This is a genomic window from Pseudomonas sp. BN417, assembly GCF_029871205.1.
GTDB lineage: Bacteria > Pseudomonadota > Gammaproteobacteria > Pseudomonadales > Pseudomonadaceae > Metapseudomonas.
Window position 1 is genome coordinate 26,682 of sequence record NZ_SSOJ01000141.1, and the last position, 18,385, is coordinate 45,066.

The 18,385-nt window shown below is 66.4% G+C and carries 18 protein-coding genes and 1 pseudogene; 14 read left to right on the forward strand and 5 right to left on the reverse strand.

Going from position 1 to position 18,385, the window contains the following annotated elements:
* Positions 1-331: 331 nt before the first annotated feature.
* Positions 332-616: a hypothetical protein gene (locus E8F11_RS20025; RefSeq protein WP_280290617.1), complete on the forward strand. Its 285-nt coding sequence runs from the start codon at positions 332-334 to the stop codon at positions 614-616.
* 87 nt (positions 617-703) lie between these two features.
* Positions 704-1,015, forward strand: a complete 312-nt coding sequence (locus E8F11_RS20030) for a DUF2892 domain-containing protein (protein WP_280290619.1) — start codon at positions 704-706, stop codon at positions 1,013-1,015.
* A 21-nt stretch (positions 1,016-1,036) separates the two neighbouring features.
* Here the strand turns inward: E8F11_RS20030 and E8F11_RS20035 are convergent, their stop codons facing one another.
* A complete protein-coding gene (locus E8F11_RS20035; protein ID WP_280290620.1) occupies positions 1,037-1,810 on the reverse strand; it encodes a LuxR family transcriptional regulator in 774 nt (257 codons plus the stop codon).
* 111 nt (positions 1,811-1,921) lie between these two features.
* Here E8F11_RS20035 and E8F11_RS20040 point away from each other — a divergent pair, with 111 nt between their 5' ends.
* Positions 1,922-3,031: a polyamine ABC transporter substrate-binding protein gene (locus tag E8F11_RS20040; RefSeq protein WP_280290621.1), complete on the forward strand. Its 1,110-nt coding sequence runs from the start codon at positions 1,922-1,924 to the stop codon at positions 3,029-3,031.
* 40 nt (positions 3,032-3,071) lie between these two features.
* Positions 3,072-4,196 (forward strand): P1 family peptidase, encoded by a 1,125-nt coding sequence (locus tag E8F11_RS20045; RefSeq protein WP_280290623.1) that lies wholly within the window; start codon positions 3,072-3,074, stop codon positions 4,194-4,196.
* 109 nt (positions 4,197-4,305) lie between these two features.
* Here E8F11_RS20045 and E8F11_RS20050 read toward each other — a convergent pair whose 3' ends face one another.
* Both E8F11_RS20050 and E8F11_RS20055 read right to left on the reverse strand, forming a co-directional pair.
* Positions 4,306-5,103, reverse strand: a complete 798-nt coding sequence (locus E8F11_RS20050; RefSeq protein ID WP_280290624.1) for a putative hydro-lyase — start codon at positions 5,101-5,103, stop codon at positions 4,306-4,308.
* Positions 5,104-5,199: 96 nt separating this feature from the next.
* Entirely contained in the window at positions 5,200-6,153 is a 954-nt protein-coding gene (locus E8F11_RS20055; protein ID WP_280290625.1) for a LysR family transcriptional regulator, read from the reverse strand.
* A gap of 295 nt (positions 6,154-6,448) precedes the next feature.
* Here E8F11_RS20055 and E8F11_RS20060 point away from each other — a divergent pair, with 295 nt between their 5' ends.
* The 5 genes from E8F11_RS20060 (at position 6,449) to E8F11_RS20080 (ending at position 11,123) form a co-directional block, all read left to right on the forward strand.
* Positions 6,449-7,732 (forward strand): MFS transporter, encoded by a 1,284-nt coding sequence (locus E8F11_RS20060; RefSeq protein ID WP_280290626.1) that lies wholly within the window; start codon positions 6,449-6,451, stop codon positions 7,730-7,732.
* 113 nt (positions 7,733-7,845) lie between these two features.
* Positions 7,846-8,589: a 5-oxoprolinase subunit PxpA gene (locus tag E8F11_RS20065; RefSeq protein WP_280290627.1), complete on the forward strand. Its 744-nt coding sequence runs from the start codon at positions 7,846-7,848 to the stop codon at positions 8,587-8,589.
* Positions 8,586-9,299 (forward strand): allophanate hydrolase subunit 1, encoded by a 714-nt coding sequence (locus E8F11_RS20070; RefSeq protein WP_280290628.1) that lies wholly within the window; start codon positions 8,586-8,588, stop codon positions 9,297-9,299. The genes E8F11_RS20065 and E8F11_RS20070 overlap by 4 nt, the downstream gene beginning before the upstream one ends.
* Entirely contained in the window at positions 9,296-10,213 is a 918-nt protein-coding gene (locus E8F11_RS20075) for a biotin-dependent carboxyltransferase family protein (RefSeq protein ID WP_280290629.1), read from the forward strand. Before E8F11_RS20070 ends, E8F11_RS20075 begins: the two co-directional genes overlap by 4 nt.
* A gap of 199 nt (positions 10,214-10,412) precedes the next feature.
* Positions 10,413-11,123 (forward strand): rRNA pseudouridine synthase, encoded by a 711-nt coding sequence (locus tag E8F11_RS20080; protein ID WP_280290630.1) that lies wholly within the window; start codon positions 10,413-10,415, stop codon positions 11,121-11,123.
* A gap of 51 nt (positions 11,124-11,174) precedes the next feature.
* On the opposite strand, the gene E8F11_RS20085 is transcribed toward E8F11_RS20080, so the two are convergent.
* Entirely contained in the window at positions 11,175-12,071 is an 897-nt protein-coding gene (locus E8F11_RS20085; RefSeq protein ID WP_280290631.1) for a LysR substrate-binding domain-containing protein, read from the reverse strand.
* Positions 12,072-12,318: 247 nt separating this feature from the next.
* Between E8F11_RS20085 and E8F11_RS20090 the strand changes: the two genes are divergently transcribed.
* From E8F11_RS20090 to E8F11_RS20110, 5 genes are all read left to right on the forward strand, one after another.
* Positions 12,319-13,440, forward strand: a complete 1,122-nt coding sequence (locus tag E8F11_RS20090) for an ABC transporter ATP-binding protein (protein ID WP_280290632.1) — start codon at positions 12,319-12,321, stop codon at positions 13,438-13,440.
* Between the two features lie 28 nt (positions 13,441-13,468).
* A complete protein-coding gene (locus tag E8F11_RS20095) occupies positions 13,469-14,395 on the forward strand; it encodes an ABC transporter permease (protein ID WP_280290633.1) in 927 nt (308 codons plus the stop codon).
* Positions 14,392-15,201, forward strand: a complete 810-nt coding sequence (locus E8F11_RS20100) for an ABC transporter permease (protein WP_280290634.1) — start codon at positions 14,392-14,394, stop codon at positions 15,199-15,201. Before E8F11_RS20095 ends, E8F11_RS20100 begins: the two co-directional genes overlap by 4 nt.
* 16 nt (positions 15,202-15,217) lie before the next feature.
* Positions 15,218-16,252, forward strand: coding sequence for an extracellular solute-binding protein (locus E8F11_RS20105; RefSeq protein WP_280290635.1), 1,035 nt, complete (start codon positions 15,218-15,220; stop codon positions 16,250-16,252).
* A 65-nt stretch (positions 16,253-16,317) separates the two neighbouring features.
* The gene (locus tag E8F11_RS20110) at positions 16,318-17,775 is read left to right on the forward strand and encodes an amidase (RefSeq protein ID WP_280290636.1); all 1,458 of its coding nucleotides are present in this window, start codon (positions 16,318-16,320) and stop codon (positions 17,773-17,775) included.
* 219 nt (positions 17,776-17,994) lie between these two features.
* Here the strand turns inward: E8F11_RS20110 and E8F11_RS20115 are convergent.
* A pseudogene (locus E8F11_RS20115) lies at positions 17,995-18,224 on the reverse strand (hemerythrin domain-containing protein); the annotation flags it as partial.
* Between the last annotated feature and the right edge of the window lie 161 nt (positions 18,225-18,385).

Here is an 18,385-nt window from a genome sequence, read left to right on the forward strand (position 1 = left end):
CGATGAGCGCCTGAGCGCGAAGCGATCAGGCCGGGGCGCAGGGCGGGGGCCGGGGGAGAGGGCCGCATCCAGCTGCACGGCGCCAATCAATGGCGATCAGACAATCTTGCCAATCCAGCGCGAATCCAATGCCTCCCCCGAAAATCCGCGATGAACCTTTTTTTGCTTCCACCCCAAGGGTCGCGCGTGGCTGCCCGTAGGGTGCGCCATGCGCACCGGCAATCCCGCGCGGAGGGTTCGGTGCGCGCAGCGCACCCTACGTGGGTTCGTCGCCTGAACATGACCAGCGTGCTGCTAGTCTGAAAAAGGGAAAGTCTCCGAGGATGCAGCTATGACCGAAGAGAACGAATCCAACCGCCACCTGCTTGAAGTGCGCCAGTCGCCCCTCTTCCGCTGGGCCCAGGGGCTGCAATGGTTCGGGGTGGTGATGTTCCTGATGGCGGTGGGCCTGGCGGTGTTCAGCAATGTCACCGAGGCCGCTGGCGGCGTCACCCTGATCGCCGTGTTCGGCATGCTCGGCCTGCTGTCGCTGGTGCCGGCGCGCTTCATCCTCACGGTGTACCTGATGAGCCCCGACAAGAAAGGCGGCAAGGAGCCACCGGCCGGCCAGCGCTAGGCTGCGCACCGACCGCTCATCCCGTCGGCTGAACGCCGCGCTCCCGCCGCCAGTCAAGTTTCAAACCAACACGGGAGGATTCGAACCATGGATAACCAATGGCAGATCATGGGCCCGGCGTACGAGCAGAACGTCGAGGGCTGGGAGCGGGCAGGCTCCATCATTTCCGGCCTGCTCATGGCGCGTCGCGGCTTTCAACGTGGTGGCCTCGGGGGCATCTGGAACCTTGGCATGGGCGCCTTCCTGTTGCTGCGCGGGGTGACCGGCCATTGCTACATGAAGGAAGTGCTGCACGACCGCCATGAAGCCCTGCGCCAGTTGCGTACCGACCTGGAACGCCTGCAGCGCGCAGTGGACAGGCTCAGCAAGGAAACGGCGGCCAAGGCGCCGCAGGCCTGAGCCGGCCCTTCCCGGTATCGGTCAATGGGGGTGCAGCAACAGCGCGAACAGCTCGGCGTGGCCGCTGACATTGAGCTTGTTGTAGAGGTTGCGCCGATGCACCTTCACCGTCTCCGGTGAAATCCCCAGGCGCTGGGCAATGGCCTTGCTGGAAAAGCCCTGGAGAATCAGCCGGGCGGTTTCCATCTCGCGCTCGGTCAGACGCGCATCGAACCGCCCCAGGATGGTGGCCAGGTCGCTGGCCATCGCCTCGTTCACCGGGGCTTCCGGGGGCATGAGCTGGACGTGCCTGCGCATGGCCGCCAGCACCCAGTCGCGCACGCACAGCAGACGCCCGAATTCGTCAGCGGCGAATACCTGCTCGCGCCCCAGCGAGAGGCCGAGCACCGCATCGTCGAGGTTGCAGATGAACTGCAGCTCACCACCGCCGACCACGCTGCGGAAGTAGCTCAGGTAGTACTCGCTTTGCTGGAACTGGTCCGGCGCAACCGACTCCAGGCTGTGCAGGCCATCGGCGATGCCGTTGCAGGCGGCCAGGTAGAACGGGTCGAGCAGGTACCGGCCGGCACAGTAGTCCGCCAGGTCCTCGCGCTCGTCCGGCCCGCCGCGGAACTCGAAGTCGGCCAGCAGGTGCGGCACCCGGCCCGGACGCATCAGCGCCACCAGGGCGTTGTCCAGGGGCACCAGCAGCCGCAGCGTATCCACCAGGCTGCGCCAGAACGCGTCCCGCCCGAGGCTGGCGAAAACACGCGCCAGCCCCTGATGCACCGGTAGTTCCTTCAACAAGGCTTCCACTCTCTACCCCTTTCGCATAACCCGTGATGGGAATGTGCAGCGCCACCTCCGACCTCTAGCCTCGGGACTCTCGACCACCAGGGGCCTGCCGCAGGCCAGGAGTGCCGCATCATGCTTCGTCACCGCTCGTACCTCAACCTCGGACTTGGCGCATGCCTGTCGGCATGGCTGTCGACCGCCGGCGCCGCGACCGAAGCGCCCAGCGTGCACGTGTACAACTGGTACGACTACATAGGCCCCACCACCCTGGCGGACTTCAAGCGCGACACCGGGATCAAACCGATCTACGACGTGTTCGACAGTGCCGAGGTGCTGGAAGGCAAACTGCTCACCGGCGGCAGCGGCTATGACGTGGTGGTGGCGAGCAACTTCAGCCTGCCGACCCTGATCGCCGCCGGCGTCCTCGAGCCACTGGACCGGGAACGGTTGCCCAACCTGAAGAACCTGGATCCCGAACTGCTGGCCAAGCTGGCCGTCAACGATCCGGACAACCGCTATGCCGTGCCTTACCTCTGGGGCACCAACGGCATCGGCTACAACGTCGACAAGGTCCGCGCCGTGCTCGGCGACCAGGCGCCGGTGAATTCCTGGGGCCTGCTGTTCAAGGAAGAGAACCTGGCCAAACTCAGCCAGTGCGGCGTGGCGATGCTCGACTCACCGTCCGAGGTACTGCCCATCGCCCTGCATTACCTGGGACTGCCGCCCAACAGCACCCGGCCGGAGGACTACGAGAAGGCCGAGGCGTTGCTGCTCAAGCTGCGCCCCCATATCGCCTACTTCAACTCCTCCAAGTTCATCACCGACCTGTCCAACGGCGACATCTGCGTGGCCCTGGGCTGGTCCGGCGGCATGCTGGAAGCCAAGACCAATGCCGAACAGGCCGGCAATGGCGTGAAGGTCGAATACAGCCTGCCGGCCGAAGGCGCGCCCGTCTGGTTCGACACCCTGGTGTTGCTGAAGGCGGCGCCGCATCCGCAGCAGGGCCTGGCATTCATCGACTACCTCCTGCGCCCGGAAGTCATCGCGCCGATTTCCGAGTTCCTCAACTATCCCAACGGCAATCTCAGCGCCACCCCGATGGTCGCCGCGGCGACCCGCAACAATCCCGACGTGTATCCGCCGGCCGACGCCATGGCCAGGCTGTTCACCCTCCAGCCGCTGCCGAAGAAGGCCGAACGCCTGCGCACCCGCGTCTGGAGCAAGGTTAAGAGCGGCCAGTAACCCTTCCCTCATCCGCAACCACCCACCATTGAGAACGACGATGAAACCACGTGCCCGAGACCTCGGACTCCAGTTCGGCCAACTGCAACCCGGCCGCCTCAACGCCATCACCGATGTACCCGGCGTGCGGGTCGGCCATTGCGATATACGCGGCCGAACCGCCGCAGGCCGCGATATCCAGACCGGCGTCACGGTGATCGAACCGCGCCCGGGATCCACCAACCAGCAGCCCTGCTTCGCCGGTCTGCACATCCTCAACGGCAATGGCGATGCCACGGGTCTGGAGTGGATTCGCGAGGCCGGCCTGCTGACCAGCCCGATCGCCTTCACCAATACCCACAGCGTGGGTGTGGTGCGGGACGCCCTGATCGCCCTGGACCGCAAGGACCAGCCCGAGGACGGGCGGCTGTACTGGAACATGCCGGTGGTCCTGGAAACCTTCGACGGCCTGCTCAACGACATCAATGGTTTCCACGTCCATCTCGAGCATGTGGCCGAGGCCCAGGACAACGCCGTGGACGGCCCGGTGACCGAAGGGGCGGTGGGCGGTGGCAGCGGCATGATCTGCCATGAGTTCAAGGGCGGCATCGGCACCGCCTCCCGCCGCCTGAGCGAGGAACAGGGCGGCTGGACGGTGGGCGCCATCGTCCAGGCCAACCATGGTGTCCGCCAGGAACTGCGCGTCGACGGTTATCCGGTGGGCCGCTACATGGAACAGGTGGACTCGCCCTTCCTCAGGGCAAGGCTGCCGCATCCGGGCATGGGTTCGATCGTCGTCTGCCTGGCCACCGATGCGCCGCTGCTGCCGCACCAGTGCACGCGCCTCGCCCAGCGCGCCAGCATCGGCCTGGCCCGTACCGGCGGTGGCACGGAAGACCATAGCGGCGACATCTTCGTCGCCTTCTCCACCGGCAACCGGCAGCTGCCGGCCCCCGCCTACGAGGCCAAGGGCGCGCCGACCTGCGACAACCTGCGCATGGTCAACAATGACCACATCAGCGAGTTGTTCCTCGCCGCAGCCGAGGCCGTGGAAGAAGCCATCATCAATGCGATGCTGGCCTCCCCCACCACCGAGGGCAACGGTCACCGGGTGCCGGGACTGGATGTCGAGACCCTGACCCGCGCCCTGCACCAGGCCGGCTGGCCGGGCGCCAAGCCGGCATGACGCGCTAGCCACGAGCCGGAAGCCCCGTAGGAGCGAGCTTGCTCGCGAAATGAGCCCCTTCGCCAGCAAGCTGGCTCCTGCAGAAGTTCCCTACCGGCCTTTGCTGGTACTAGAGCTCCCCGTACAGCCGGTCGCTGACCAGCATGTGTCCAGGTGCGTGGGTGATGTAGAGCTCGGGCTCGGCTTCGGCGAGAACCGCCTGGGGGGTGACGCCGCAGGCCCAGAACAGCGGGATTTCATCTTCGGCCACCGGCACCGGGTCACCATAGTCCGGGGCGGACAGGTCGCGGATGCCGATCAGCGCCGGGTTGCCGATATGCACCGGCGCGCCGTGGGTCATGGGGAAACGCGCGGTGATCTCGATGGCGCGAACCGCGTCTGCCGCCTTCATCGGACGCATGGACACCACCATCTTGCCGGCCAGGCGTCCGGCCGGACTGGTATCGATGGCGGTGCGGTACATGGCCACGTTGCGCCCAAGTTCGATATGGCGCAGCGGCACACCGGCATCCAGCAGGGCCTGCTCGAAGGAGAAGGAACAGCCGATGGCGAACGCGACGAAGTCCGCCTCCCAGAATTCGCCTATGTCGGTCACTTCCTCGAAGCCCCGTCCGCGGCGGTGGACGCGGTAGCGCGGCAGGTCGCTGCGCACGTCGACGTCCAGGCCGAGCTTCTCGAAATACGGCGAGCCGGGTTCGGTCACGTCGAGCAGCGGGCAGGACCTGGGGTTGAGCACGCAGAAGCGCAGGAACTCGTCCGCCCAGGACTTCTGCAAGATCACCAGGTTGGCCTGCAGGTGGCGCTGGCCGAGGCCGCTGGTGTGGCCGTCGTAGTCCCCGCGGCGGATCAGCCGGCGCAGCTCACGGGGGGCGAGTTTGGCGAGTTCGTGCAGGTCTTGTTTGCTCATGGGCCGGCTCCGTTGGGGACTGGCCGATCTTTTAGTCAGCCGGCCGGCCCGACGTCCAACAAGAATTTTCCGGGGGCGGCCATCGGGAAAATTGAATCAGAGGGAACGCAGGCGTCCCTCGCCCTTCTTCAGCGGGGCCTGGACGAAGCGTTCCTTGCCGACGTTGCCGGCATAGTGCGTCACCACCGCCTTGCTCACTTCCACCACCTCGTCCACCAGCTCCAGCCCGGTGCCGCCGCGCCAGGACACCACCAGCGGCAGGCTCGGCGGCGGCGGGCCGATGCGCAGTATGGTCAGCTCGCCACGCTCCAGTTCCTGGCTCACCAGGGCCGGCGGCAAGGCGCCGATGCCGAAGCCGTCGCGCAACAGGCGGGTCATGGCCGCCACCGAGTTGACGCAGTTCAGGCGCGGCGCCGCCACACCGTTGGCATGCAGCAGGCTGAGCACATCCTGGTGCGGCCGCGAATGCTTGGAGAAGGTCACCACCCGCTCGCTGGCGAGCTCCGCCAGGGTGGCGTAGTCGCGGTGGTAGATGGAACCGGTGGACACTATCCAGCACAGCGGATAGCTGCCCAGTTCGAGGTTGAGCACCGACTCGTGGCGCAACGGGTCGGTCTGGAAGATCAGATCCAGGTAGCCCTTCTGCAACTGCTCGGACAGGTTGCGCGCGGTGTCGGCCATCAGCTCGATCTCCACCGCCGGGAACAGCTCCATCACCCTGGCGACCAGCGGGCTGAGCCAGGTATGGATCACGGTATCCATGGCGCCGATGCGGATGCGCCCCTGGGTGGTGGCGCTGGTATCGATGGACTGCTTGAGCGCATGCATGGTGTCCATCATCTGCTCGGCGTATTCCAGCACCTTGTGCCCTTCGGGCGTCAGGGTCACACCCCGGGAGTCGCGCACGAACAGCTTCACGCCCAGCTCGTCTTCCAGTACGGCAATGCGGCTGGAGATGGACGCCTGGGTACTGAACAGCTTCTCGGCGGTCAAGCGAAAGCTTTTCAGGCGGGCGACCCAGACGAAGGTTTCAAGGAACTTCAGGTTCATGGCGGTTTCCAGCGAGCAAGGGGCCAAGCGGTGCGAAGGTGGAAAGATACAGTAGATTCCAGCACTTCCTGTGCCAGCCAGCCTAGGCGAACGACGAACGCCGTATCCGCCAGGCCGCGCATCATCGATCCGGGCAACTGCATCCGGGTATCGGAATTTCTTATCTCCCGCGGCCGTTTTAATTAGTTGGACGCACTCGCCAGCCCCGCTCAAGAATCCGGCCACAGGCTGCGGGCACCGACTCCGCATCCACCGAATGCTCATACAACGCCAAGAACAGCGATCGGAGAACCCCATGGAAAAACACGCGACCCAAGCGGGCGGCCTGGATGTGGACCAGGGCGGCCATTTCGGCTGGTACCGGGCCCTGAACAAGCAGGAACGACGCACCTTCTGGAGCTGCAAGATAGGCTACGGCCTGGACGGCATGGACACCCAGATGCTCAGCTTCGTCATCCCCACCCTGATCGCCATCTGGGGCATCACCACCGGCGAGGCCGGCTTCATCCACACCCTGACCCTGATTGCCTCCGCCGCTGGCGGCTGGATCGCCGGCATCCTCTCCGACCGCATCGGCCGCGTCCTGACCCTGCAGCTGACGGTACTCTGGTTCGCCTTCTTCACCTTCCTCTGCGGCCTTGCGCAGAACTATGAGCAACTGCTGATCGCCCGCACCCTGATGGGCTTCGGCTTCGGTGGCGAATGGACCGCCGGCGCGGTACTGATCGGCGAAGTGATCAAGGCCAAGGATCGCGGCAAGGCCGTGGGCCTGGTGCAGTCCGGCTGGGCCATCGGCTGGGGCATGACCGCCATCCTCTACTCCCTGATGTTCAGCCTGCTGCCGCCGGAAGACGCCTGGCGCGCGCTGTTCCTGCTGGGCCTGCTGCCCGCCCTGTTCGTCATGGTGGTGCGTCGCCTGGTGAAGGAACCGGAAATCTACAAGGAAGCGCAGAAGCACAACCAGGGCGCGGAGCACGTCAGCTTCTATGAGATCTTCGCCCCGGGCATGCTCAGCATCACCCTGCGCGCCTCCTTGCTGACCACTGGCGCCCTGGGTGGCTACTACGCCATCACCTCCTGGCTGCCGACCTTCCTCAAGACCGAGCGTGGCCTGACTGTCCTGGGCACCGGCGGCTACCTGGCCATGGTCATCGTCGGCTCCTATGTCGGCTACGTGATCAGCGCCTTCCTCACCGACCTGATCGGCCGCAAGAAGAACTTCATCCTCTTCGCCGTCGGCTCCTTCGTCGTGGTCCTGCTCTACACCCAACTGCCGGTGAGCAACGCCGCCATGCTCTGGCTGGGCTTCCCCCTGGGCTTCTTCGCCTCGGGCATCTTCAGCGGCATGGGCTCCTTCCTCACCGAACTCTTCCCCACCCGCATCCGTGGTTCGGGCCAGGGCTTCTGCTACAACTCGGGCCGCGCCATCGCCGCGCTGTTTCCCATGCTGATCGGCATGATCAGCGAGCATGTCCCGCTCAGCCTGGGCATCGGCGGGTTCGCCGCGGTGTCCTACGGGGTGGTGATCCTCGCGGCCCTCAGCCTGCCGGAAACCCGCGGCAAGCAACTCGAGATCTGACCGGCAATACCCCTGCTCCCCACTGGCGGCCAGCGCATTGGCCGCCAACGGGACGGCTTTGCCTCCATGAAAACCCTCCGCGCCCGGACGGGCCCGTACCTGAAGGACTGACCATGAGCAGCCTGCTGTTGAATTGCGATATCGGCGAAAGCTTCGGCGCCTGGACCATGGGCCTGGATGCCGAGGTGATGCCGCTGATCGACTGCGCCAACATTGCGTGCGGCTTCCACGCCGGCGACCCCGGCACCATGCGCCGCACCATCGCCCTGGCGGTGCAGCACCAGGTAAGCATCGGCGCCCATCCCGGCTACCCGGACCTGGTGGGCTTCGGCCGCCGCTCCCTGGCCTGCTCGCCGGCCGAAGTGGAAGACCTGATGCTCTACCAGATCGGCGCCCTCGACGGCCTCTGCCGCGCCCAGGGGGCTCGCGTCAGCTACGTGAAGCCCCACGGCGCGCTGTACCAGGACATGATGCGCGACCCGGCCATACTCGCCGCCGTGATGCGCGCCGTGGCCGCCTATGACGCACAACTGCCGCTGATGCTGATGAGCACCCGCGACAACAGCGCGGCCCAGGCCATCGGCGACGAACACGGCGTGACCCTGTGGTTCGAGGCTTTCGCTGACCGCGCCTATGACGGTGACGGCTACCTGGTGTCGCGCAGCCTGCCCGGTGCGGTGCACCACGACCCCGAGCAGGTGGTGGCCCAGGCCCTCACCCTGGCCCGCGGTGAGCCGCTCCTGGCCAGCGACGGCAGTGACCTGCCGCTGAAGGCCCATACCCTCTGCGTACACGGCGACAACCCGGGCTCGGTTGCCGCTGTCAAACGCATACGTGAAGCGCTGGAGGCCCAATGAGCACCCCGCAACTGCGCATCGAAGTGGCGGCTATCGACGCCTTCATCCTGCGCCTGTTCGAGCGCATCGACGAAGCCAACATGCCCTGGCTGCTGGCCGCCGGCTCCCGCCTGCGCGAAGCCTTCGGCCCCGCCCTGGTGGACCTGGTGCCTTCGTACACCACCCTCCTGCTGCATTACGACATGCAACAGCTGGACCCGCGCCAGGCCCGCGAGCTGATCGCCAGCGCCCTCACCGACCTCAGCCCGGAAACCCGCGCCGGCGGCCGTAGCCACAGCATTCCCACCTGGTACGACCCACGCGTGGGCCCGGACCTGGAGCCCCTGGCACGGCGCAAGAACATGAGTGTGGCGGAGCTGGTGCAACGCCACAGCCAGCGCGAGTACCAGGTGTTCGCCCTGGGCTTCACCCCCGGTTTCGCCTTCATGGGCCTGGTAGAGGAAGCCCTCGCGGCGCCGCGCCTGACCACCCCGCGCAAGCGCATCGCCCCTGGCAGCGTCGGTATCGCCGAGCGCCAGACGGCGGTCTACCCGGTGGAAAGCCCCGGCGGCTGGAACCTGCTGGGGCGCACACCGGTGCGCCTGTTCGACCTCGGCCTGGATGGCTACAGCCTGCTGCAGGCCGGCGACCGGGTGCGCTTCGAGCCCATCGACCACGCCGAATTCATCCGCCTGGGCGGCGACGACACGCCGTTGGAGACCCTGCAATGAGCCTGCGCATCGATAGCAGCACGCCCTTCATCCTGCTCCAGGACAAGGGCCGCTTCGGCTGCCGCCACCTGGGCGTGACCCAGGGTGGTGCCCTGGACTGGGTGTCCATGGGCTGGGCCAACTGGATGTTGGGTAACCACCCGGATGCGGCGGTGGTGGAAATCGGCCTCGGCGGCCTCACCCTGACCTGCCAGCGGGACGGCGCCCTGGCGATCGCCGGCGCCGACCTGGGCGCCAGCCTCGACGGCCAGCCGCTGCCGGCCTGGGGCGCCTTCAAGGTACGCGCCGGGCAGTGTCTGGCCTTCGCCCATCCACGCCAGGGCACCCGCGCCTACCTGGCAGCACCCGGTGGTTTCCTTGGCGAACGTCAGCTCGGCAGCCTGTCGACGATGGCCAGGGAAGAGCTCGGCGGGCTGCACGCCAATGGCAAGGCCCTGGCCAGCGGCGACCAACTGCGCTGGCAGGGCGAAGCCGGCTCGATACGCGACGTACCGCGAGCGGCGATACCCGACCTGGGCGGCGAAGCCCGCCTGGAACTGATCATGGGCGCCCAGGCCGGCGACTTCTCCGGCCAGAGCCTGTTCGACGCCTTCAACACCTCCTGGACCGTGGACACCCGCGCCGACCGCATGGGCGTGCGCCTGCTCGGGCCGGTACTGGAATGCAAGCGCCAGTCGATGATCTCCGAAGGCATCGCCCTTGGCGCCGTGCAGGTACCGCCCGACGGCCAGCCCATCGCCCTGCTCAACGACCGCCAGACCATCGGTGGCTACCCGCGCCTCGGCGCCCTGACCCCCTTGGCCGTCGCCCGCCTGGCCCAATGCCTGCCCGGCGCCAGCCTGCGCCTGGTGCCGACGGTGCAGGAAGCGGCGCATAAGGTGCATCGGGAGGCCCTGACCGCCTGGTGGGGCTGACAATGGGTTGCCTGCTTCTCTTTTGTGGGGGCGATTTCAATCGCTGAGCAGACCGCAGGTCTGCCCTGCTGGTTACGCCAATGGGGCTGCTGCGCAGCCCTTAGCGAATGAATTCGCCCCCACAGGAAAAGCAATCCGCAGTGCCGGGAGTGTCTGGAGGGTTTACCATTGCGCCCTTCTCCCCTTTGCGACCCTCCCCATGACCGAAGCAATCCGCTTGTCCAAACGCGTTATCGAACTGACCGGCTGCTCGCGCCGGGAGGCGGAGCTGTATATCGAGGGCGGCTGGGTCACGGTCGACGGCGAGGTCATGGAGCAGCCCCAGTTCAAGGTGGCGGACCAGGTCGTGGCACTGCTGCCCGGCGCGACGCCTGACCCACTGGAGCCGATGACCCTGCTGCTGAACCAGCCGGCGGGCCTGAGCTTCGAGGCGGCCCAACAGCTGCTCACGCCGGCCAGCCGCTGGCCGGACGACCGTGCCGAGGTGCGCGCGCTTCGCAGCCACTTCGCCCGCCTGACCACCACCCTGCCCCTGCAGCCCAAGGCCAGCGGCCTGCTGGTGCTGACCCAGGACTGGCGCACCCTGCGCAAGCTCAACGAAGACGCCGCCAAGCTGGAGCAGGAGTACGTGGTCGAGGTCACCGGCGAGATGGCGCCGAACGGCCTGGAACGTCTCAAGCACGGCATCAAGGCAAAGGGTGAGGAGCTGCCGAAGGTCAAGGCCAGCTGGCAGAACGAAACCCACCTGCGCTTCGCCCTGAAGAACCCCCGGCCGGGAGTGATCGCCGCCCTGTGCGCAGCCGTCGGCCTGCATGTCGTCGGCATGAAGCGCATCCGCATCGGCGGCGTGCCGATGGGCAAGGTTCCCGTCGGTCAGTGGCGTTACCTGCCGCCGGGCGAACGGTTCTGAGGCCAGGCAGGTCCTCCAACCGCAGGGTGGGCTCTTCCTTGTGGGGGCGACTCAGGCGAATGAGTCGGGAAACTCCTCCCGCAAGGCCCCGGAAATCCACTCCAGGAACCACTCCACATCCGCCGAAGCCGGCCCCGGCGGCGTCAGTAGCTGGTAGCTTTCCAGCGGCACGTCCACATCGATCGCCCGCACCAGTCGCCCTTCCTCCAGCTCCTGCCTGACCAGCACCTCGTTGGCCAAGGCAATACCGCGGCCGCTTTCGGCCAGGGACAGGGCGTAGTCGTTGCTGAGGTAGAGCACATCGGAGCTGACCTGCACGTCCAGGCCGACGCTGGCGAACCAGAGGTTCCACCATTCGCTGTCGTAGTGGATCAGGTCGTGGCGGGCCAGGTCTTCCGGACGCTGGATGGGGCCGCTGCGGGCCAGGTAGTCGGGCGAGCACACCGGGAAGACCCGGGGCTGCATCAAGGTGGCGTGGGTGCCGCTGTACTGGCCGGGCATGCCATAGACGATGCCGAGGTCGGCGCTCTTGCCATCCACCTCGGTGAACGTGGAGTTGGGCTCGATGGCGATCTTCAGGCCCGGACGCATGCGGCTGACCGCTTCCAGCTTGGGCGTCAGCCAGCGCTTGGCGAAGGCCGGCACGGCGAGGATCTTCAACCAGCGCACCGCCCCCTGCCGCGCCACTTCATTGCCGGCGTCGGCGATCTGCGCCAGGGCTGAGCTGATCTTCGCGTAGTACTGGCGCCCGGCCAGGGTGAGCTCCACCCCCCGCGGGGTACGGTCGAACAGTTTCACCCCCAGCCACTCCTCCAGCAGCTTCACGTGGCGGCCTATGGCCGGCTGGGTCACGTGCAGGGCCTTGGAGGCGGCGACGTAGCTGCCGAGCTGGGCGGCGGCCTCGAAGGCGCGCACGGCATTGAGGGGCGGCAAACGGCGGATGGACATGGACTGGGCGGCACCTTCTTGCTGTTAGTTTTTTTAATATCACATGTAAGAAAATTGAGCTTTATAGGCCGCTTTCCCTGCCAGATGATCGGTTCCGAGCACGAAGAACAACAACCTCCCGATCAACTCCCTGTTTACCCCCGACCCATTGCCGGGGCTGCCTAAAACAACAATCGAAAGCCCGTGGGCCAAGGCCCTGCCGCCAGAATACGCGGCCGCCCAACCACGGGGAACAGGAGAAGCAGTGATGAATGCGGTGCATCTTCCGTTGCCCACGGCAGCGGTGTCGGTTCGCGCGGTACGCAAGGTCTATGGCGATCCGCAGAGCGGGCCGGTAGCCCTGAAGAACATCGACCTGGATATCCGGGACAACGAGTTCTTCACCCTCCTCGGCCCTTCCGGCTGCGGCAAGACCACCCTGCTGCGGATGATCGCCGGGTTCGAGTTCCCCAGCGCCGGGGAAATCCTCCTCTACGGTGAGAACATCGCCGACCTGCCGCCCTTCCGGCGTCCGGTCAACACCGTGTTCCAGCACTACGCGCTATTCCCCCACATGACCATCGGCGAAAACCTCGCCTTCGGCCTCGAGTCCCATCCCATGGGACAGCGCATGAGCCGCGCCCAGGTCGCCGAGCGGGTCCGCGAAATGCTCGCCCTGGTGCAGATGGAGCGCTTCGCCGAGCGCCGCCCCAGCCAGCTTTCCGGCGGCCAGCAGCAGCGCGTGGCCCTGGCCCGCGCCCTGGCGCCGCACCCCAAGGTGCTGTTGCTGGACGAGCCGCTGTCGGCCCTGGACCTCAAGCTGCGCCAGGCCATGCGCGAGGAGCTGAAGAGCATCCAGGCGCGCACCGGCATCACCTTCATCTTCGTCACCCATGACCAGGAAGAAGCGCTGGCCATGTCCGACCGCATCGCCGTGCTTTCCGAAGGGCAGGTGCAGCAGGTAGGCCGCCCGGACGAAATCTACGAACGGCCGCGTAACCGCTTCGTGGCGGACTTTATCGGCGAGACCAACTTCATCGGAGCGCGACTGCTGCAGCTGGAGAACGGCCAGGCGGTCTACCAGGGGCCGGGCGGCAAGCCGTTCCGCGCGGCAGTTCACGAGGGTGCGATCCCCGGGCAGGAGGTCTGCCTGTCGATCCGGCCGGAGCGCCTGCATCTGGTGGAGCCGGCCCAGAACGGCGCCATCCCCTGCCGCATCGACAACCAGGTCTACCTGGGGACGGACCTGTACTACCACGTCAGCCTCGCCGACGGCAGCCGCCTGACCGTGCGCACGCCCAACCGTGCCGGCCAGGGCCAGCGCTTCCGCGCCGGCGAAGCCGCCGCCCTGCTGCTCGATCCGGACAGCGCCAGCGTACTGCTGGACTGAACTCGCCACCCGACACCGGTCCATCGCCATGACTCCAGCAATCCAACCGCCCGGCGCCCTCCTGGCGCGCCGCCAGGCCATGCAGAGCTTCCTCGGCGTGTCACCCGCCCTGGTCGCCATCGGTCTGTTCCTGATCCTGCCGATCCTGATAGTGGTCGCCTACTCGCTGATGGAGGCCAACCCCTACGGCGGGGTCAACCGCGTCTTCAGCACCGAGTCCTACCTGTCGCTGCTGTTCGAGCGCCAGCTGGACGACAGCCTGGCCTTCGCCGACTCCTACCTGGTCATCGCCCTGCGCTCGGTGGGCGTCGCTGCCGCGACCACCGCCATCACCTTGCTGGTGGGCTTCCCGGTCGCCGTCTGGCTGGCCATGCAGCCGGCGCACCGGCGCGGGCTGCTGATCTTCCTGATCACCGTGCCCTTCTGGGCCAACCTGCTGATCCGCACCTACGCCTGGATACTGCTGTTGCGAGGCACCGGCGTGGTGAACAACAGCCTGATGGGGCTCGGGCTGATCGACCAGCCGCTGCAGCTGCTCTACACCGAAGGTGCGGTGCTGCTGGGGCTGGTCTACACCTACGCGCCCTTCGTGGTGCTGCCCATCTACGCCTGCCTGGAGAAGATGGACATGCGCCTGCTGGAAGCCGCCCAGGACCTCTACGCCGGGCGCCTGCGCACCCTGCGCAAGGTGGTGCTGCCCATTGCCAGGCCGGGCATCCTCGCCGGCGCCATCCTCACCTTCGTGCCCTGCCTCGGCGCCATGATCGCCCCGGAACTGCTGGGCGGCGGGACGAAGATGATGCTCGGCAACCTGATCTTCCGGCAGTTCAGCGATGCCCGTAACTGGCCCTTCGGCGCCGCCCTGTCCCTGGTGCTGATGGCAGCGGTGATGCTGGTCCTGACCGTCTATGCGCTGCGCGCCGAACGCCAGCGCCTCGCCCGCGGAGGTGTGTGATGCTGCGTCTGTTCGGCAAGGCCCGCCTGGGCGTGCAGGATTTCCCCGGCTTCGGCGGCTTCAGTTTCCTGTTCTATGTCTATCTCTACGCGCCGATCCTGGTGCTGGTGATCTTTTCCTTCAACGCCAACCAGTCCGCCACCATCTGGACCGGCTTCAGCCTCGACTGGTACCGCGCCGCCTTCGCCAACCAGGCGCTGCGCCAGGCCGCCGGCAACAGCCTGCTGATCGCCATCTGCGCCAGCCTGGCGGCCACCGCCATCGCCACCCTGGCGGCCCTCGGCACCTCGCGGGGCGCGCGCTTCAAGGGCCTGCGCCTGTCCATCGGCGCCATCATGCTGCCGCTGGTACTGCCGGAGATCGTGGTCGGCGTCGCCACCCTGGCGCTGTTCTCGACCCTCGGCCTGTCGCTCGGCTACGGCAACCTGATCATCGCCCACACGGTGTTCTGCATCCCCTTCGCCTACCTGCCGATCCGCGCCCGGCTGGACGACATGGACCTGTCCCTGGAGCAGGCCGCGGCCGACCTCTACGCCGGCCAGTGGCGCACCTTCCGCAAGGTCACCCTGCCCTTGCTGATGCCGGGGATCGTCTCGGGGCTGATGCTGGCCTTCATCGTCTCGCTGGATAACTTCGTGATCTCGATGATGGTGTCGCAGGCCGGCACCACCACCCTGCCGATCTTCATCTTCGGCCTGCTGCGCATGGGCGTGACGCCCGATGTGAACGCGGTTTCCACCTTGATCCTCGGGGTTTCGGTGTTGTTCGTGACCCTGTCCTACCTGCTCGGCAAGAAAAAACACTGAACTGGAGAGCCAACCCATGAACGCAGTGATGAAAACCCTGGGCGCCGGCCTGGCGCTGGGCCTGAGTGTCGGTGCACAGGCCGAAGGCCAACTGAACGTGGTGAGCTGGAGCGGCTATTTCTCGCCGCAGATCCTGGAGAAGTTCCAGAAGGAAACCGGCATCAAGGTCACGGTGGACTCCTACGATTCCAACGAGACCCTGCTGGCCAAGCTCAAGCAGGGCGACACCGGCTACGACCTGGCCATCCCCTCCCACCAGTTCGTGCCGATCCTGGTCCAGGAGAACCTGCTGGAGCGCTTCGACCCGGCGCAGCAGCCCTACTACGCCAGTATCGTCGACAACCTGAAGAAGCCGACCTGGGACCCGGAGGGTGCCTATGCGGTGCCCTTCATCTGGGGCACCACCAGCGTGGTCGTCGACACCGACACCTACAAGGGCCCGCTCGACAGCTACTCGGTGCTGTTCCAGCCGCCGGCTGAGCTGCAAGGCAGGATCAATATGTTCGACTCGGCCAGCGAGGTGATAGATGCCGCCAGCGTCTACCTGGACATCCCGCTGTGCAGCGAAGACCCCAAGCAGATGCAACAGGTGCTGACCCTGCTGAAAACCCAGAAGCCCTTCGTCAAGACCTACAGCTCCAAGGCCGGCTCCATCCGCGAGAACCTGGCCTCGGGCGAGATCGACATGTCGCTGTTCTGGGGCGGTTCGTCCATGCGCGCCCGGGAGATGAAACCGAGCCTGCGCTACCTCTACCCGAAGGAAGGGGTACTGGCCTGGGTCGACAACCTGGTGATCCCCAAGGGTGCGCGCAACCCGGATAACGCCAAGCGCTTCATCGCCTTCCTGAGCCAGCCGGAAAACGCCGCGCTGACCCAGAACTTCCTCAAGCACCAGAGCCCGATCAAGGGTGTGGAGCCCTACCTGGACGCCAGCCTGAAGGACGCCCCCGAGCTGCACATTCCCGATGGCACCAAGGTGCTGTTCAGCAAGACCTGCGGCGAAGGCGCCATCCGCCTGGCCGACCGCGTCTGGACCAGCCTGATGCGCTGAGTCGCCCCGCCCCCGCCCGTTCGGGCGGGGCTTCCCGCAACCCGCCGTTCGCCCAAGGCAAAACCATGAGCAATCAGAACCAACCCATCAGTGAGCTGGTGCAGCTGCCGGCCCACCAGCTTTCCCTGCACATCCGCCAGCGCCAGGTGTCCTGCCGCGAGGTGATGCAGGACTACCTGGCCCATATCGAGCGCTTCAACCCGCGGGTGAACGCCCTGGTCAGCCTGCAACCGGCCGAGCGACTGCTGGCCGAGGCCGACCAGCGCGACGCCGAGCTGGCCCGTGGCGACTACCAGGGCTGGATGCACGGCCTGCCCCACGCGGTGAAGGACCTCTCCCTCACCCGCGGCATCCGCACCACCCTGGGCTCGCCGTTGTACCGCGACCATGTTCCCGAGCGTGACGGCATCATGGTCGAGCGCCTGAAGGCTGCTGGCGCCATCATCATCGGCAAGAGCAACACCCCGGAATTCGGCCTGGGCTCGCAGACCTACAACCCGCTGTTTGGCGCCACCGGCTGCGCCTACGACCCGACCCGCACCGCCGGCGGCAGCAGCGGCGGCGCAGCGGCGGCCCTGGCCATGCGCCTGGTACCGGTGGCCGACGGCAGTGACATGATGGGCTCTCTACGCAACCCAGCGGCCTTCAACAACATCATCGGTTTCCGTCCGTCCCAGGGCCGGGTGCCCTTCGACGACGCCGCCGACCTGTTCCTCGATCAGCTGGGCTACGAAGGCCCCATGGGCCGCAACACCCGCGACGTCGCCCTGCTGCTTTCGGTGCAGGCCGGCGGCGACCCTCGCTCGCCGCTGTCCATCGCCGAAGGCGGCCAGGACTTCGCCGGTGCCCTGCAACGGGATTTCCAGGGCGCCCGTCTCGGCTGGCTGGGGGATTTCGACGGTTACCTGCCGATGGAACGCGGCGTGCTGGAGCTCTGCCGTGCGTCCTTCAAGGACTTCCAGGCCCTGGGCTGCGAGATCGACGAAGCCCGGCCGGACTATTCCATGGCCAGGCTCTGGGACACTTGGCGTACCCTGCGCCATTGGCAGGTGGCCAGCTCGCTCGGAGGCTTCCACGCCGACCCGGCCAAGCGCGAGCTGCTGAAACCGGAAGCCATCTGGGAGGTGGAAAACGGCCTGCGCCTGTCGGCCATGGACGTGTCCCGCGCCTCGGCCGCGCGCACCGACTGGTACCGCGCCATCAGCCGCCTGTTCGAGCGCTACGACTACCTGCTGCTGCCCAGCGCCCAGGTCTTCCCCTTCGACAAGCAGGTCCACTGGCCGCAGGAAATTGCCGGCCGGACCATGGATACCTACCACCGCTGGATGGAAGTGGTGATCCCCGGCACCCTCTCCGGCTGCCCAGTGGCCAACGTACCGGTGGGCTTCGACAGCCGTGGCCTGCCCATGGGGCTGCAGATCATCGGACCGCACCAGGCCGACCTGGCCGTCCTGCAACTGGCCCATGCCTATGAGCAGGCCAGCGGCTGGACGCGGCATGCGCCGGGGTGTCTGGCGGTTTGAACGGATGGACCTGAAGGGTGGGCCGGGATTCGGTCCTTGTGGGGGCGAATTCATTCGCCATGGGCTGCGAAGCAGCCCCTGGGAGTTTGCAGGGCAGGCCTCCGGCCTGCTCAGCGACTGAAGTCGCCCCCACAGTGGATCGCGCTTAATCGATTCCTCGGCGCCAAGTCCAGCTCCGCTGGTGGATATGAAATGTGCTTTCCACCCAGAGCAGAAGGCTCAGGCCGCCTTCGCCTGCTTCAACTGGCGCCCTCGGGCCTCCATCTGCTGTCCCAGTTCTTCCAGCTTGACCTTGCCCAGCAGCTTGGCGGCCTTCGGGAACATTTCCTTCTGTTCCTCGTCCAGGTGGTGCTCGATCAGTTCCTTGAGGACCTCACCCGACCGGAGAAGGGAACGGAGCCGGGGTCGGTCTTGAGCAGGTCGGGGATGACCAGGGCGTCCACGGTGCGGAAGTACTGCTGATCCTGCTTGAGTAGCTCGATGGCATTCATTGCGAACTCCCGATTGCATGGGGCGAATACAGGAAAACTGACTCCCCTTGTCCTCCGGGAGTTCGTGCGATTTCTCAAGATTGATATTTTTATGTTTAATAACAACACCTTGAAAAATA

Bases quoted from the DNA above. Each gene is read 5' to 3' on its own strand.
- E8F11_RS20025 (WP_280290617.1), top strand. From the start codon at position 332: ATGACCGAAGAGAACGAATCCAACCGCCACCTGCTTGAAGTGCGCCAG.
- E8F11_RS20110 (WP_280290636.1), top strand. From the start codon at position 16,318: ATGAGCAATCAGAACCAACCCATCAGTGAGCTGGTGCAGCTGCCGGCC.
- E8F11_RS20065 (WP_280290627.1), top strand. From the start codon at position 7,846: ATGAGCAGCCTGCTGTTGAATTGCGATATCGGCGAAAGCTTCGGCGCC.
- E8F11_RS20085 (WP_280290631.1), bottom strand. From the start codon at position 12,071: ATGTCCATCCGCCGTTTGCCGCCCCTCAATGCCGTGCGCGCCTTCGAG.
- E8F11_RS20090 (WP_280290632.1), top strand. From the start codon at position 12,319: ATGAATGCGGTGCATCTTCCGTTGCCCACGGCAGCGGTGTCGGTTCGC.
- E8F11_RS20075 (WP_280290629.1), top strand. From the start codon at position 9,296: ATGAGCCTGCGCATCGATAGCAGCACGCCCTTCATCCTGCTCCAGGAC.
- E8F11_RS20070 (WP_280290628.1), top strand. From the start codon at position 8,586: ATGAGCACCCCGCAACTGCGCATCGAAGTGGCGGCTATCGACGCCTTC.
- E8F11_RS20050 (WP_280290624.1), bottom strand. From the start codon at position 5,103: ATGAGCAAACAAGACCTGCACGAACTCGCCAAACTCGCCCCCCGTGAG.
- E8F11_RS20040 (WP_280290621.1), top strand. From the start codon at position 1,922: ATGCTTCGTCACCGCTCGTACCTCAACCTCGGACTTGGCGCATGCCTG.
- E8F11_RS20080 (WP_280290630.1), top strand. From the start codon at position 10,413: ATGACCGAAGCAATCCGCTTGTCCAAACGCGTTATCGAACTGACCGGC.
- E8F11_RS20030 (WP_280290619.1), top strand. From the start codon at position 704: ATGGATAACCAATGGCAGATCATGGGCCCGGCGTACGAGCAGAACGTC.
- E8F11_RS20105 (WP_280290635.1), top strand. From the start codon at position 15,218: ATGAACGCAGTGATGAAAACCCTGGGCGCCGGCCTGGCGCTGGGCCTG.
- E8F11_RS20045 (WP_280290623.1), top strand. From the start codon at position 3,072: ATGAAACCACGTGCCCGAGACCTCGGACTCCAGTTCGGCCAACTGCAA.
- E8F11_RS20060 (WP_280290626.1), top strand. From the start codon at position 6,449: ATGGAAAAACACGCGACCCAAGCGGGCGGCCTGGATGTGGACCAGGGC.
- E8F11_RS20055 (WP_280290625.1), bottom strand. From the start codon at position 6,153: ATGAACCTGAAGTTCCTTGAAACCTTCGTCTGGGTCGCCCGCCTGAAA.
- E8F11_RS20095 (WP_280290633.1), top strand. From the start codon at position 13,469: ATGACTCCAGCAATCCAACCGCCCGGCGCCCTCCTGGCGCGCCGCCAG.